The sequence below is a fragment of the Bradyrhizobium sp. USDA 4541 genome (genome assembly GCF_024171085.1).
Classification (GTDB): Bacteria; Pseudomonadota; Alphaproteobacteria; order Rhizobiales; family Xanthobacteraceae; genus Bradyrhizobium; species Bradyrhizobium australafricanum.
Genome location: NZ_JALJZF010000001.1, coordinates 5844135 through 5857281, shown reverse-complemented (window position 1 = coordinate 5857281; position 13147 = coordinate 5844135). Strand labels below are relative to the sequence as shown.

13 protein-coding genes are annotated in these 13147 nt (G+C 65.5%); 6 read left to right on the top strand and 7 right to left on the bottom strand.

From position 1 onward, the window contains the following. Positions 1 to 73: 73 nt before the first annotated feature. The 3 genes from J2R80_RS27835 to eno form a co-directional block, all read right to left on the bottom strand. Entirely contained in the window at positions 74 to 625 is a 552-nt protein-coding gene (locus tag J2R80_RS27835) for an NADPH-dependent FMN reductase (RefSeq protein ID WP_253639775.1), read from the bottom strand. A gap of 170 nt (positions 626 to 795) precedes the next feature. Next, complete coding sequence (locus J2R80_RS27830) at positions 796 to 1932, bottom strand: zinc-binding dehydrogenase (RefSeq protein WP_168858572.1); 1137 nt, start codon at positions 1930 to 1932, stop codon at positions 796 to 798. A gap of 46 nt (positions 1933 to 1978) precedes the next feature. Beyond that, on the bottom strand, positions 1979 to 3262 hold the full coding sequence (eno, locus tag J2R80_RS27825) for a phosphopyruvate hydratase (protein WP_057016595.1): 1284 nt from the start codon (positions 3260 to 3262) through the stop codon (positions 1979 to 1981). A gap of 174 nt (positions 3263 to 3436) precedes the next feature. Here eno and J2R80_RS27820 point away from each other — a divergent pair, with 174 nt between their 5' ends. Both J2R80_RS27820 and queF read left to right on the top strand, forming a co-directional pair. Next, positions 3437 to 4420 carry a lyase gene (locus J2R80_RS27820; RefSeq protein ID WP_028339706.1) on the top strand — a complete coding sequence of 328 codons (984 nt, stop codon included), beginning with the start codon at positions 3437 to 3439 and terminating at the stop codon, positions 4418 to 4420. Positions 4421 to 4489: 69 nt separating this feature from the next. Next, positions 4490 to 4951 carry a preQ(1) synthase gene (queF, locus tag J2R80_RS27815; RefSeq protein WP_141342685.1) on the top strand — a complete coding sequence of 154 codons (462 nt, stop codon included), beginning with the start codon at positions 4490 to 4492 and terminating at the stop codon, positions 4949 to 4951. A 9-nt stretch (positions 4952 to 4960) separates the two neighbouring features. Here the strand turns inward: queF and glsA are convergent, their stop codons facing one another. The 3 genes from glsA to kdsA form a co-directional block, all read right to left on the bottom strand. Then, a complete protein-coding gene (gene glsA / locus J2R80_RS27810) occupies positions 4961 to 6811 on the bottom strand; it encodes a glutaminase A (RefSeq protein ID WP_057016594.1) in 1851 nt (616 codons plus the stop codon). A 165-nt stretch (positions 6812 to 6976) separates the two neighbouring features. Continuing rightward, a complete protein-coding gene (locus J2R80_RS27805) occupies positions 6977 to 8170 on the bottom strand; it encodes an MFS transporter (protein ID WP_253623842.1) in 1194 nt (397 codons plus the stop codon). Between the two features lie 15 nt (positions 8171 to 8185). Further along, a complete protein-coding gene (kdsA, locus tag J2R80_RS27800; protein ID WP_057016530.1) occupies positions 8186 to 9043 on the bottom strand; it encodes a 3-deoxy-8-phosphooctulonate synthase in 858 nt (285 codons plus the stop codon). A gap of 165 nt (positions 9044 to 9208) precedes the next feature. On the opposite strand from kdsA, the gene J2R80_RS27795 reads away from it, so the two are divergent. Beyond that, positions 9209 to 9544 carry a PAAR domain-containing protein gene (locus tag J2R80_RS27795; RefSeq protein ID WP_168855865.1) on the top strand — a complete coding sequence of 112 codons (336 nt, stop codon included), beginning with the start codon at positions 9209 to 9211 and terminating at the stop codon, positions 9542 to 9544. Positions 9545 to 9707: 163 nt separating this feature from the next. Here J2R80_RS27795 and J2R80_RS27790 read toward each other — a convergent pair whose 3' ends face one another. Continuing rightward, a complete protein-coding gene (locus tag J2R80_RS27790) occupies positions 9708 to 10034 on the bottom strand; it encodes an NIPSNAP family protein (RefSeq protein ID WP_018271819.1) in 327 nt (108 codons plus the stop codon). A gap of 169 nt (positions 10035 to 10203) precedes the next feature. On the opposite strand from J2R80_RS27790, the gene J2R80_RS27785 reads away from it, so the two are divergent. The 3 genes from J2R80_RS27785 to J2R80_RS27775 all read left to right on the top strand — a co-directional run bounded on the left by J2R80_RS27785 (position 10204) and on the right by J2R80_RS27775 (position 13134). Next, positions 10204 to 10878, top strand: a complete 675-nt coding sequence (locus tag J2R80_RS27785) for a response regulator transcription factor (protein WP_141342680.1) — start codon at positions 10204 to 10206, stop codon at positions 10876 to 10878. Then, complete coding sequence (locus tag J2R80_RS27780; RefSeq protein WP_141342679.1) at positions 10875 to 12254, top strand: HAMP domain-containing sensor histidine kinase; 1380 nt, start codon at positions 10875 to 10877, stop codon at positions 12252 to 12254. Before J2R80_RS27785 ends, J2R80_RS27780 begins: the two co-directional genes overlap by 4 nt. A gap of 217 nt (positions 12255 to 12471) precedes the next feature. Next, the gene (locus J2R80_RS27775) at positions 12472 to 13134 is read left to right on the top strand and encodes a class I SAM-dependent methyltransferase (RefSeq protein WP_057016525.1); all 663 of its coding nucleotides are present in this window, start codon (positions 12472 to 12474) and stop codon (positions 13132 to 13134) included. The last annotated feature ends 13 nt before the right edge of the window (positions 13135 to 13147 follow it).

Here is a 13147-nt window from a genome sequence, read left to right as displayed (position 1 = left end):
CCGGTTCGCGTGAGGAAAACGCGTCAAAACATGTTCAGAGCCCCTTCCGATTCATTCGGAACGGGACTCTTGCTCAGCGGTTCTGCTTTTCGATAAAGGCCGCGAAGGCGTCGAGATACTGCTGCAGCACACCCTTGAGCGAGTCCTTGGTCAGTTCGCCGTTGTCGTCGAAGGCATCGCCGACGCCGTTGAGATAGGCTTCCGGCTGACCGAGGATCGGGCCGGAAATGCCCGGCAGGATGTTCTGCAGGTGCTTCACCGCGCTGACGCCGCCGAGCGGTCCGGGCGAATTGCCGACGATGCCGATCGGCTTGCCGATGAACGAGCTCTTGCCGTAGGGCCGCGAGGCGACGTCGATGGCGTTCTTCAGCACGCCCGGGATCGAGCGGTTGTATTCGGGGGTCACGAACAGCACGCCGTTCGACTTCTGCAGCTTCTCGCGGAAGGCGAGCCAGTCCGCCGGCGGCGCAGCCTCGAGGTCCTGGTTGAAGAAGGAAATTTCCTGAAGCGTCGTCACATCGAGCTTCAGCGACGCCGGTGCAAGCTTGGCCAGCGCATTGGCGATCTTGAGCGAGAAGCTCTGTTTGCGGATGCTGCCGACGATGGTGACGATGTTATAGGCCATAGCAAATTCCCCTCGGATTGCGCGTGAAACTGGTGCCCCTCACCTACCGGCGCACCAAGAAAGATGCAAGTGCATGGATCGTCCAATTCCGGAAACGCAGCGTTTCGCGGAATTGGTCTATGCAAAGCAAAAAGGCCGCCCCCATCGGAACGGCCCCTGCGTTTCGATCCTCAGCCCTTGTTCGGGTTGATCAGGAATTTCTCGCCGGTCGAGCGCTTGTTGTAGACGGCGATGTTGTTGAGCTGCAGGGTCTCCTGCAACGAGACCACCTTGGTGTAGTGACTGGCGAAAGTCGTCTTCAGTTCGGCCACCACGCGCTGGCGCAGCTTGTTGCCGGCCTCCGGACCGATCTTCATCAGGAACGGGAACAGCAGCCAGCCGCCGACGCCCCAGGCCATGCCGAAGCCGCGCGGCAATTCGATCGAGCGGGTGTCGAGGCTGCCATAGACATAGACCTGCTTGTGCACATTCGAGCCGTAGCGGCTGTAGGCCTTGGCGGTCTTGTTGATCGCGGTCTCCATCGCGACCAGGATCTGGCCCGCGAGCTTGCCGCCGCCGATCGCATCGAAGGCGATGGTGGCGCCGGTTTCGACCAGCGCGCCGGTGAGCTTGTCCATGAAATCGGGCGCGGAGGAATCGACGACATGTTTGGCGCCGATCTTGTGCAGGATGTCGGCCTGCTCCTTGTTGCGCACGATGTTGACGAGGCCGATGCCGTCCTTGAGACAGATCTTGTTGAGCATCTGGCCGAGATTGGACGCTGCCGCGGTGTGCACCAGCGCCTTGTGCCCCTCGCGCCGCATCGTCTCGGTCATGCCGAGCGCGGTCAGCGGATTGACGAAGCAGGACGCGCCTTCCGCCGGCGTGGTGCCGTCGGGCAGCGGCAGGCATTCGTTGACGCGCAGCGTGCGGTATTGCGCATACATCGCGCCACCGATCATCGCGACCGTGCGGCCCATCAGCGCTTTCGCCGCATCCGATGAACCGGTCCTGATCACGACGCCGGCACCTTCATTGCCGACCGGCATGGACTCATCGAGCCGTGCGGCGAGGCCCGGCAATGCGGCTTCCGGCACGCGCGCAGTCACCACAGGCAATTCCTTGCTGCCGGAGACCTTGGCGGCCGACATGTCGGCCGGGCCGATCAACAGACCGAGATCGGACGGATTGATCGGGGTCGCCTCGACCCGGACCACGACCTCGTCGGGGCCGGGCTCGGGGGTCGGGACATTGACCAGCGATATCTCGAGCTCGCCATTCTTCTTGAGCAGCGAACGCAGCTGCAGACCGCTCTTGCCGTCGCTCATCCCGACCTCCCTTTGCGTTTTGTTGGATCCCGTTCAAGCTGGGGCGCTACGCCAGCGCCTTCAAGGCCGCCCTGCCCGCGTATTTCGCCTGGGTGCCGAGCTGTTGCTCGATGCGCAGCAGCTGGTTGTACTTGGCGGTACGGTCGGAGCGCGCCAGCGAGCCGGTCTTGATCTGCCCGCAATTGGTGGCGACCGCAAGATCGGCGATCGTGGAGTCCTCGGTCTCGCCGGAGCGATGCGACATCACGGCGGTGTAGCCGGCCTTGTAGGCCATCTCGATCGCCGCAAGCGTCTCGGTCAGCGTGCCGATCTGGTTGACCTTGACCAGGATCGAATTGGCGCGGCCGTTCTTGATGCCGTCGGCAAGCCGGGTGACGTTGGTGACGAATAGATCGTCACCGACCAGCTGACACTTCTTGCCGATCGCATCCGTCAGTTCCTTCCAGCCGTCCATGTCGTCCTCCGACATGCCGTCCTCGATGGTGACGATCGGATAGCGGCCGACGAGATCGGCGAGATACTTCACCTGCTCGGAGCGCGAGCGGGTCTTGTTCTCGCCGCCATAGACGTAGGAGCCTTCCTTGAAGAATTCGGTCGAGGCGCAGTCGAGGCCGAGCACGACGTCGTCGCCCGCCTTGTAGCCGGCCTTGCCGATCGCATTCATCACGAACTCGAGCGCGGCGTCGGCCGACGGCAGGTTCGGCGCGAAGCCGCCCTCGTCGCCGACATTGGTGTTGTGGCCGGCCTTCTTCAGTTCGCCGCGCAGCGTGTGGAAAATTTCCGAACCGCAACGTAGCGCCTCGGCGAACGACGTGGCGCCGACCGGCAGGATCATGAACTCCTGGAAGTCGATCGGGTTGTCGGCATGCACGCCGCCATTGATGATGTTCATCATCGGCACCGGCAGCGTCCGCGCCGAGGTGCCGCCGACATAACGATACAGCGGCATATCGAAGGATTCGGCGGCGGCCTTGGCGCAGGCCAGCGAGACGCCGAGGATGGCGTTGGCCCCGAGCCGGCTCTTGTTCGGCGTGCCGTCGAGCTCGATCATGATCTGGTCGATCGCGACCTGCTCCTCGACCGCCTGGTCGCTGAGCGCCTCGAAGATCTCACCGTTGATGGCGGCGACCGCCTTCTCGACGCCCTTGCCGAGATAGCGCGCCTTGTTGCCGTCGCGCAGTTCCACCGCCTCATGCGCGCCGGTGGAGGCGCCCGACGGCACCGCCGCGCGACCGATTGACCCATCCTCCAGCACCACATCGACCTCGACCGTGGGGTTGCCGCGGCTATCAAGGATTTCGCGGCCGATGATGTCGACGATGTCAGTCATGACGTGCTCTTTCTCGATATGGGGTTGGCTGATGCGCCGCGTCATACACGGCGCGCAAGCAAATGTGAACGGCCCGCCCGCCCGGCCCGTCTGACGGTGCAATGTGGTGGGTTTATGCTGTCGGGGATTACCTTCGCGTGCTGGCCCATTGTTTCACGAAGCCGGGATAACGCAATGAACCGTCGCCAGTTTCTCGCCTCCACCACTGCCGCGATTTTGACCACGAGAGCGCAGGCGCAGGATGCCCAGACGCCGTTCCGGGTGAAATATTTCAACGTCGACGCCGGGACCGGCCTGCACGATGTCACGCCGGCGCCCGATGGCACCGTCTGGTTCACGGGCCAGCGCAGCGGTGCGCTGGGCCGGCTCAATCCGCGCGACAGTGCGTTCAAGCTGGTCAGCCTCGGCAAGGGTGCGGCCCCCCACGGCGTCACGATCGGCCCCGACGGCGCGCCATGGGTAACCGAGGGCGGGCAGAATGCGATCGCCCGCGTCGACCCCGGCGACCACAAGGTGACGCTGTTCCGCCTGCCTGAGAAAGCCGCTGACGCCAATCTCAATACCGGCGTGTTCGACAAGCGCGGCGTCTACTGGTTCACCGGCCAGTCCGGCTTCTACGGCCGGCTCGATCCGAAATCCGGTGAGATGAAGGTGTTCGAGGCACCGCGCGGCGTCGGCCCCTACGGCATCACCGTGACCCCAAACGGCGACATCTGGTACGCCTCGCTTGCCGGCAGCTATATCGCACGGATTGACCTTGCGACCGGCAACGCCAGCGTGGTCCAGCCGCCGACGCCGAAACAGGGCGCGCGACGGGTGTGGTCGGATTCGCGGGGGCGGATCTGGGTCAGCGAATGGAACAGCGGCAACGTGTCGGTGCACGATCCCGCCGACGGGACGTGGAGGGCCTGGAAGCTGCCCGGCAGCAATCCACGGACCTATGCCGTCTATGTCGACGACAAGGACAAGGTCTGGCTCACCGATTTCTCGGCCAACGCGATCATGCGCTTCGATCCGGTGGGCGCGACCTTCAACGCCTTTCCGAGCGACCGCGCCGGCGCGAATGTCCGGCAACTCGATGGCCGGCCCGGCGAGGTCTGGGGCTGTGAATCCGGCCAAGACCGCTTGGTCCTGATCCAAACTGCCGCGCCCGCGTAGCACCCTGCCCCCGCACGCGGACGGTTGACGAACCGCCCGCTTCCGTTCATTTCGGCCGCTCCCACAAGGATGAGGCCCATGGCGAAGAAAACCCTGCAACTCGGCCGTGCCGTCGCGTGGCCGGATAGCCCGGACAAGGCGGTGCTCGACCGCGTCCCCAATCCGCAGGCCGGCACGGATTATCTGGTGCGCTTCGCTATCCCGGAATTCACCTCGGTCTGCCCGATCACCGGCCAGCCGGACTTCGCCCATCTGGTGCTCGACTTTGTGCCGGGCCGGTGGCTCCTGGAATCTAAGTCGCTGAAACTCTATGCGGCAAGCTTCCGCAATCACGGCGCCTTCCACGAGGATTGCACCGTCATGATCGGGAAGCGTATCGTCGGGGAAATCAAGCCGAAATGGCTGCGGATCGGCGGTTACTGGTATCCGCGCGGCGGCATCCCGATCGACGTGTTCTTCCAGACCGGCCGGCTGCCGAAGGGCGTCTGGGTTCCCGATCAGGGCGTCGCGCCCTATCGAGGCCGGGGCTGATCCGGCGTCTCAATAGGCGCTCAGCAGATCGACCTTGGCATTGGCGAGGATCAGGCGGCGCGCCAGCAGTGCGGAAAGATTGCGCATGATCTTCATCGAAATCTGCGGGTGGAGCTGACGATAGTCGGCAAAGCTGTCGATCGGTAGCTCGAGGCATTTGACCGGGGTGTCCGCCCAGACGTCGGCGCTGCGGTGGCTCTCGATGATCGCCATCTCGCCGAACTCCATGCCCGGCCCGAGCGAGGCAAGCCGCACGCCGCTCGGCAGCTTCACGCTCACCATCCCGCTTTGCAGGAAGAACAACGAATTGGCCGGCTCGCCGGCCACGACGATGCGCTGGCCGGCGTCGTAGCGGCGCGGCGTCGAGAGTTCGGCGAGCGCGGCGATCTCCTCGGGCGCGAGATCGGCCAACAGCGCCTGCTCGCCGAGATGGGCGGTCTCCTTGGTCTCGGTGAAGCCGCCATAGCGGTAGATCAGTTGATCCTCGGCCCATTCAACGGCGTCGTCGAGCAGCGGAAAATGCCGCAACCGCTTCGGCTCTTCGATCTGCGCGCGGATCGTGGCCCAGACCGGCGACGTCGTCTCGACACCGGAGATGATCGTGGTGACACCGGAATTTCCGAGCGTGGCGATTTTCTCAGCCAGCAGCTGGGCGCCGGCTGCCGTGATGTCGGGCACGCGGTGGAAATCTAGGATCAGCAGCGGCGCGCCGGGCGGCTCGCTGGACAGCCGGCGAGTGACGTAGTCGATCGACGCGAAGTTGAGCGCCCCCACCAGCTCGATGACGCGGGTGTCGCTGTGGCGGTCATCGAGGATCTGCTGTTCGTGCGGCTGGCGGCTGCGGCGGGAGGTGATGCCGAAGATGTCGTAGTCGGCGATGATGCAGGTGCGGACGTCGCCGCTGCGGTTGAGCATATGCAGATCAAATCGCGCCGACAGCGCCTCGCAAACCTTCAGGCCTCGCACGCTGTTGAAGTGCCCATCGAGCAGCGGCGAAAAGGTGCCGAGCCCCAATTGCGACGGGAGCGCTGCGACGATGCCGCCGCCGACCCCACTCTTGGCGGGCATTCCGACGCGATAGATCCACTCGCCGGCATAGTCGTACATGCCCGAGCTCGTCATCACCGACAGCGTGCGCGCGACGACATGCGGCGTCACCACCTGGACGCCGGTGACCGGATTGACGCCGCGATTGGCGAGCGTTGCGGCCATCACCGCGAGGTCGCGCGCGGTGACGAGAATTGCGCATTGCCGGAAATAGATATCGAGCACGGCATCGACGCCGTCCTGTAGCACGAGGTAGTTGCGCAGCAGCCAGGCGATCGCGCGATTGCGGTTGCCGGTCGCCGTCTCCGACGCATGGACCGCGTCGTCGACGTCGAGTTCGCGGCCGGCAAACTGGCCGAGCTTGTCCCGGATGCGCTCGAATGCGGCGCGGCCATCGACCTCGTGGATCAGCCCGGAGCAGGCAATCGCGCCGGCGTTGACCATCGGATTGAACGGCTTGTTGTCGTTGGTCAGCCGGATCGAGTTGAATGCCTCACCGCTCGGCTCGACGCCGATCGCCGACGCGACGCGCGCTTCGCCGACGAGATCGAGGGCCAGCGCAAACACGAACGCCTTCGAAACGGACTGGATGGTGAAAGGAGCGGCGCTGTCGCCGACTTCGTAGACATGGCCATCGATGGTGACGAGGCTGATGCCGAAATGCGCCGGGTTGGCCCGTTTCAGCTCCGGAATGTAGTCGGCGAGCGCGCCGGAATTGTCCGATTTGAATTCTTGGTGGCAGGAGGCCAGAAAACGCTGAAGTGGAGGCTCGGTGCCATATCCCGTTGTCCTGACGTCCGCATTCCCTCGAATAGGCCAGCCAGTCTGGACGTCCACGCTCTCACCTCAAATGGCGAGAAATAAGCAATCCTCATGCCATGCGCGGTCGTCCGAACGCTGCTGCGAATGCGTCATCCTGACGCTGCACCCCGCTTCCCTGCATGTTGTGTCTGCCACCGCCGGTGGGCCCGTGGACGCCTAGGTTGTCTGCGCATCGGCGGGCCTGGTCTGCCGCAGAAACCGCGCGCAGATAAAGCCGAGCACGACCATCACGGCGGCAGCTGACACCAACGTCGCGGTCTTGCCGACGTGTTGCAGGCCGAAGCCATAGGCGATCGGGCCGACGGTCTGGCCCATGAAAAAGAAGAACGAGTGCAGCGACAGCGCGGTGGCGCGCGCCTCGACCGACAGCTCGCTGGCGAACACCTGCAGGCAGCCGTGGATCATGTAGAAGCCGAGGCCCATCACCAGGAGGCCCGCCATCTGCAGCTTCCAGTGCGGCCCGAACGCGACGCCGACCAGTTGAATCGCAACCAGCGTCGCGCCGACGACCATCATGCCCCTCACCCCGATCCACGGCAGCAGGCGCGACACCGTCAGCGTGTAGAGCAATCCGCCGATCGCAAAGCCCGCGATCACGATGCCGGCGATCGACAGCGAGGTCTCGCCGAGCTCGAACAGGAACGAGGCGATGAAGGGAAACAGCCCGAGCACGCAGCAGCCTTCGATGAAGACTGCCGAATAGCAGATGCGGGCGTTCGGATTGGTGAAGATGGTGCGATAGCCGTGGCGCAGCGCCTTCAGGCTGGTGCGCGGCGGACGGTTCAGCGCAGCGCCGCGGAAGCCGGCTGCAACCGCCAGCGCGACGATAATCACGAGGCCGCCGAGCACCGCGAGCACGCCGCGCCAGCCGAGGAAGTCGCCGATCAGGCCGGATGCCGTCGCACCGAGCAAATTGCCGGTCATCGAGCCCGCCAGCGTTCGTCCGATCGCGAGCTGCCGCTTGTCCGGGCCAACCAGATCGCTGGTCAGCGACAGCGCCACCGGAAACACGCCGCCCGAGCCGATGCCGGCGAGGATGCGGGTCACGAACAGCATCGGAAACGAGGTCGAGAGCGCACCGAGGATGTTGGCAACGCCGAGCAGTCCGAGGCAGATCGTCATCAGCCGCGCCTTGCCGAACAAATCGGCGGCGGCGCCGATCGCCGGCTGCACCGCGGCAAAGGTGAAGGCGAACACCGCGGCAAAGCTCGCCGCGGTCGCGATGCTGACGCCGAAATCCTCAGCGACATGCGGCAGCACCGGATCCAGCGCGCGCACCGACAGGCTCGCCGCGAAGGTCGCCAGCGTGATCACGTTGAGGGCCGGCGGCATGCCGCTGGTTGCGGTCATGTCGTTGTCCGCCGGTCAGGCCGCCGTCTTCGCCAGCGCGTCGAACTGCATCAGCCGCTTGACGAGGGACTCGAAGTCACGGAGCGGCACCATGTTGGGGCCGTCCGACGGAGCGTGATCCGGATCGGGATGGGTCTCGATGAACACGCCGGCGACGCCGACCGCGACCGCGGCACGCGCCAGCACCGGCACGAATTCACGCTCGCCGCCCGACGACGTACCCTTGCCGCCCGGCTGCTGCACCGAATGGGTGGCGTCGAAGACGACAGGCGCGCCGGTGGTGCGCGACAAGATCGGCAGCGCGCGCATGTCCGAGACCAGCGTGTTGTAGCCGAACGACGCGCCGCGCTCGGTGACCAGCACATTGGCGTTGCCGGCGCCGGTGATCTTGCTGACCACATTGGCCATGTCCCACGGCGCCAGGAACTGGCCCTTCTTGACGTTGACGACCTTGCCGGTCGCGGCCGCGGCCAGCAACAGATCGGTCTGCCGGCACAGGAAGGCCGGAATCTGCAGCACGTCGACCGCCTGCGCCACGTCGGCGCACTGGGTCGCCTCATGCACGTCGGTCAGCACCGGCAGCCCGAGCGAAGACCGGATCTCGGCGAAGATCGGCAGCGCCTGCGCCAATCCGATGCCGCGCGCCGCGGTCGCGCTGGTGCGGTTCGCCTTGTCGAACGAGGTCTTGTACACCAGACCGACCTTGAGCCGGACCGCGATCTCCTTCAGCGCGGACGCCACCTCAAGCGCATGCGCGCGGCTCTCGAGCTGGCACGGACCGGCGATGATCGAAATCGGCAAGGCATTGCCGAATTTGGCCGATCCGACGGCAACGATCGGCGCGGCGGCTTGCGCGGAAACCTGATTGGTCAAAATGCTGCATCCTTTTGCCGGCGACCATGCAGTCCCGCGCGGGACGGATCAAGCCATCCCGCACGATGAGGGGGTTGCGCTGACGCCGTGGGTGCGCCGTGCTAACACAATCCCGCCCAAACAGCGCCTATAAACTGGCGCGGAACAGATTCCCATGAGGAAGCCATGCGCATCCCGCTGATGATCGGAGCCGTCGCCGCCCTGTCGGCGATGTCGGGCCTCGCCTATGGCCAGACCAGCACCCAGCCCGGGGTCGTCACCAGCGGAGCCACCGGCGTCACCGTCAATGGCAAGCCGGCGGCGCGCAACGGCGATACCACCAGCAATGGCGGCCCGCTCGTCGAGGGCGTGCCCAACGTCCTGATCAACGGCAAGCCGGCGGTGGTCATGGGCGATCGCACGCATTGCGGCGGCAAGACGACCTCCGGCAGCCACGGCGTCTTCATCAACGGCAAGCCGATGGTGACCCAGGGCGATCAGACCTCGGGCTGCCCGCAATAGCGTCGCTACAACTTTCCCTCCCCAAGGGACCGAGAAAAGATGCCTTCCCGTCATTGCGAGGAGCTCGCGACAAAATTGCGAAGCAATCCATCGCTCCGCATATGCAGTACGAATGGATTGCTTCGCTTCGCTCGCAATGACGGGAACATGGCCGCAGCGGGCGTCATTTGACCGACGAAAACGCCGTCGGCACCAGAAGCTGGTTGACGATGTTGAGGACGATCTGGCCGTCCTCCTCGGTCTTGGCGCGCGCGGTGATCCACTCCGGATCGGTCTGGAACGCGGTCCACTTCTTCTCGCGCTCGGCGAGCGATTCCCAGGCCAGCAGATAGGTCAGCTCCTGGTTGGATTCCCCGACCAGCGTCGTGAAGAAGCCAGCCTGCCTGATGCCATGCTTGTCCCAGAGCTTCAGCGTGATGGTCTCGAAGCGCTTGAGCAGCGCCGGCAGCCGTCCCGGCAGGCAGCGATAGACGCGGGTCTCGTAGATCATTGGCAGTCCTCCCAGATTTGTGTGCGGGCGGTTATAGCCAGCGCCTTCCGGACTGTCTTGAGGGGGTGACAACATGGCACCCCTGCTCGCGACAGGCAGCCATTTCCGCAATGTTGTTGCAATGTTACTTGCCCTAAAACCTGCCTTCAGGAGCTGGACCCACAAGGACATGCGGATACTGCTGGTTGAGGATGAGGCCGAAATGGCGGCGGCGCTGTCACAGGCGCTGAAGGGCTACGACATGGTGGTCGACCACGTGCCGAACCTTGCCGAGGCCGAGGAAGCGATCTGCGCCGACGTGCATGGCGCGGTCCTGCTCGACCGCCAGCTTCCGGACGGCGACGGCCTCACCCTGATCCCGAAGCTGCGCGCCAAGGCCGACGGCGTCCCGATCATCGTGCTGACCGCGCGCGGCGATCTCACCGACCGCATCACCGGCCTCGACAGCGGCGCCGACGACTATCTGGCCAAGCCGTTCGCGGTCGAGGAGCTGATGGCGCGGCTGCGCGCCGTGCTGCGCCGCCCCGCCGGCCTGCAGCTCGAGATCATCAGGGCCGGCCGCGTGGCGTTCGATTGCGGCCATCGCGAGGCCAGTGTCGACGGCCGTCCGCTCGAGCTGCCGCGGCGCGAGCTGCTGGTGCTGGAGACGCTGCTGCGCCGCATGGGCCGCACCGTGCTGCGCGCGACGCTGGAGGAAGCGGTCTACAATTTCGAGGACGAGATCCAGTCCAACGCGCTCGACGCGCACGTCTCGCGGTTGCGCCGCAAACTCGCGGACGCCAACGCCGGCGTCGAGATCCACAGCATCCGCGGCGTCGGCTATCTCTTGAAGCAAACGTCATGAGCGAACAGGCCGAGCACTATTGCCTGCGCTCGCAACTGAGCTGGCGGCTGGTGACGCTCCAGGCGCTGCTGCTTGCCATGCTGATCGTTTGCCTGATCAGCGCGTTGTGTGCCACCGGCTTCCTGATCGTTCCGCGCGATGAGGATCATGTGATTTCCATCGTGCAGGGCGCGGTCGCACGCGACGGCAAGGGCGAGTTGATTTTGCGCCCGACGGCCGAACTGCAAAAGCTTCGTGACGACACGCCGGACCTCTGGTTCCTGGTGCGCGACCGGCAAGGCCGTTCGCTGACGGAAGGCGCGGTGCCGCCGGAATTCGCCAGGATCGGCGACGCGCTCGACCAGATCAGCCAGGCGCGGCTCGGCTGGCAGATGTTCGAGGATGATCCGCGCAAGCCGCCGGCGCGGCTGAAGCGCGTCAATTCCGACGCCGGCCCCGTGCAGGTGCTCACAGCGACGCAAGGGCCAATGTCGAGCGTCAAGACCGCGCTCGCCACGACGCTGGCATTCCTCGCCATTGCCCTGCCCGGCCTTTTCCTGATGGCATGCGCCACCTTCATCGCGACGCCGATGGTGGTGAAGCGCGCCTTCGCCGGTCTCGATACCACCGCCGACGAAGCGCGCCGGATCGATTTCCGCCAGCGCGGCAGCCGGCTGTCGGCGGACCATCTGCCGCTCGAGGTGGCGCCGCTGGTGACCGCCATCAACGATGCGCTGAAGCGGCTCGACGACGGCTATTCCCGGCACCAGCGCTTCGTCGCCGACGCGGCGCATGAATTGCGCACGCCGATCGCGATCCTCAACACGCGGCTGGAGTCGCTGCCGCCAGGCCCGGAGAAAACCCGCCTGCTCGAGGATTCGGCGCGGCTTGCGACATTGGCCGAGCAACTGCTCGACATCCAGCGCTTCGACCAGTGCCGCAATCCGTTCGTCCGCGTCGATCTCGTCGCGGTCGCCCGCAATGTCGCGGCCGACCTCGCGCCGCTCGCGATCGCGGCCGGCTACGAGCTGTCGCTCGATACCGCAACCGATCGCGTCGAGATCTTGGGCGATCGCGCCGCGCTGGAGCGCGCGCTCACCAATCTGGTGCAGAACGCCATCCAGCATGGCGGCCGCCGCGGCACCATCACCATCCATGTCGGCAGCGCCGCGACCATCGACGTATCGGATGAAGGCGACGGCATTCCCCAGGACCAGCGCACCCGGATATTCGATCCGTTCTATCGGCTCGCGCCGCTCGACCGCGGCGCCGGCCTCGGCCTCAACATGGTGCGCGAGATCGCAAGGCTGCACGGCGGTCACGTCTCCGTGCTCGACGGTCCGAAGGGCGGCGCGTGCTTTCGCCTCACCTTACCGCCGGCGCCGTTCGCGTCGTGACTGCCAAAGCGTTTTCGAGCGAAGCCTGTCCCGCACTCGATGCGGGATGGGCACCGGTTCGCGTGAAGGAAGCGCGTCAAAGCTAGAGTCGAGAGCCCCGTTCCGATTCAATCGGAATGGGGCTCTCGCGCAATGTTGTCGCAATGCAGCTCCCGCAAACAAGGCGTCACGCTTCGCATCTGAGTCGAAGCGCCGCGACACTTTGCTGGGAATCCCAATGTCACATGATCTGCTGTCTTTCTTCACGGCGTGGATGGCGGCCCCCGGCCGCGTCGGCGCCATCGCGCCGTCGGGCGCCGCGCTCGCCGAACTGATCACGCGCGACATCAGCGCCGACACCGGCCCGGTGCTCGAGCTCGGACCGGGCACGGGCGCGTTCACCTATCAGCTGTTGAAGCGCGGCGTGCGCCAGCAGGATCTGACGCTGATCGAATACGGCTCGGATTTCATGCGGCTGTTGCAGCTGCGCTTTCCCGGTGCGCGGGTGCTGTGGATGGACGCGGCGCGCCTCGCCTCGGAGCGGCTCTACGATGGCGCGCCGGTCGGCGCCGTCGTCAGCGGACTGCCGCTGCTCAACATGTCGCCGCGCAAGGTCATCTCGATCGTCGGCGGCGCGTTCAGCTATCTACGTCCCGGCGGCGCGTTCTATCAATTCACCTACGGCATGCGCTGTCCGGTGCCGCGGCCGATCCTCGACAGACTCGGTCTGCGCGCCACGCTGGTCGATCGCGCCATCCTCAACGTGCCGCCGGCCGCGGTCTACCGGCTGACGCGACGCCCGCAATACAAGCTGATGACGCGCGACGGCACGCCGGCGGCTGGTGCAAACGTTTCACCGATCAAGAAAGAACGCCGGACCAGCGAGGACTGCGCCGTGTAACGGCGCAGCTGAC

Excerpts from the sequence above, each read along its gene's own strand:
- J2R80_RS27835 (WP_253639775.1), bottom strand. The coding sequence starts at position 625 with ATGGCCTATAACATCGTCACCATCGTCGGCAGCATCCGCAAACAGAGC.
- J2R80_RS27830 (WP_168858572.1), bottom strand. The coding sequence starts at position 1,932 with ATGAGCGACGGCAAGAGCGGTCTGCAGCTGCGTTCGCTGCTCAAGAAG.
- eno (WP_057016595.1), bottom strand. The coding sequence starts at position 3,262 with ATGACTGACATCGTCGACATCATCGGCCGCGAAATCCTTGATAGCCGC.
- J2R80_RS27820 (WP_028339706.1), top strand. The coding sequence starts at position 3,437 with ATGAACCGTCGCCAGTTTCTCGCCTCCACCACTGCCGCGATTTTGACC.
- queF (WP_141342685.1), top strand. The coding sequence starts at position 4,490 with ATGAGGCCCATGGCGAAGAAAACCCTGCAACTCGGCCGTGCCGTCGCG.
- J2R80_RS27805 (WP_253623842.1), bottom strand. The coding sequence starts at position 8,170 with ATGACCGCAACCAGCGGCATGCCGCCGGCCCTCAACGTGATCACGCTG.
- J2R80_RS27795 (WP_168855865.1), top strand. The coding sequence starts at position 9,209 with ATGCGCATCCCGCTGATGATCGGAGCCGTCGCCGCCCTGTCGGCGATG.
- J2R80_RS27790 (WP_018271819.1), bottom strand. The coding sequence starts at position 10,034 with ATGATCTACGAGACCCGCGTCTATCGCTGCCTGCCGGGACGGCTGCCG.
- J2R80_RS27785 (WP_141342680.1), top strand. The coding sequence starts at position 10,204 with ATGCGGATACTGCTGGTTGAGGATGAGGCCGAAATGGCGGCGGCGCTG.
- J2R80_RS27780 (WP_141342679.1), top strand. The coding sequence starts at position 10,875 with ATGAGCGAACAGGCCGAGCACTATTGCCTGCGCTCGCAACTGAGCTGG.
- J2R80_RS27775 (WP_057016525.1), top strand. The coding sequence starts at position 12,472 with ATGTCACATGATCTGCTGTCTTTCTTCACGGCGTGGATGGCGGCCCCC.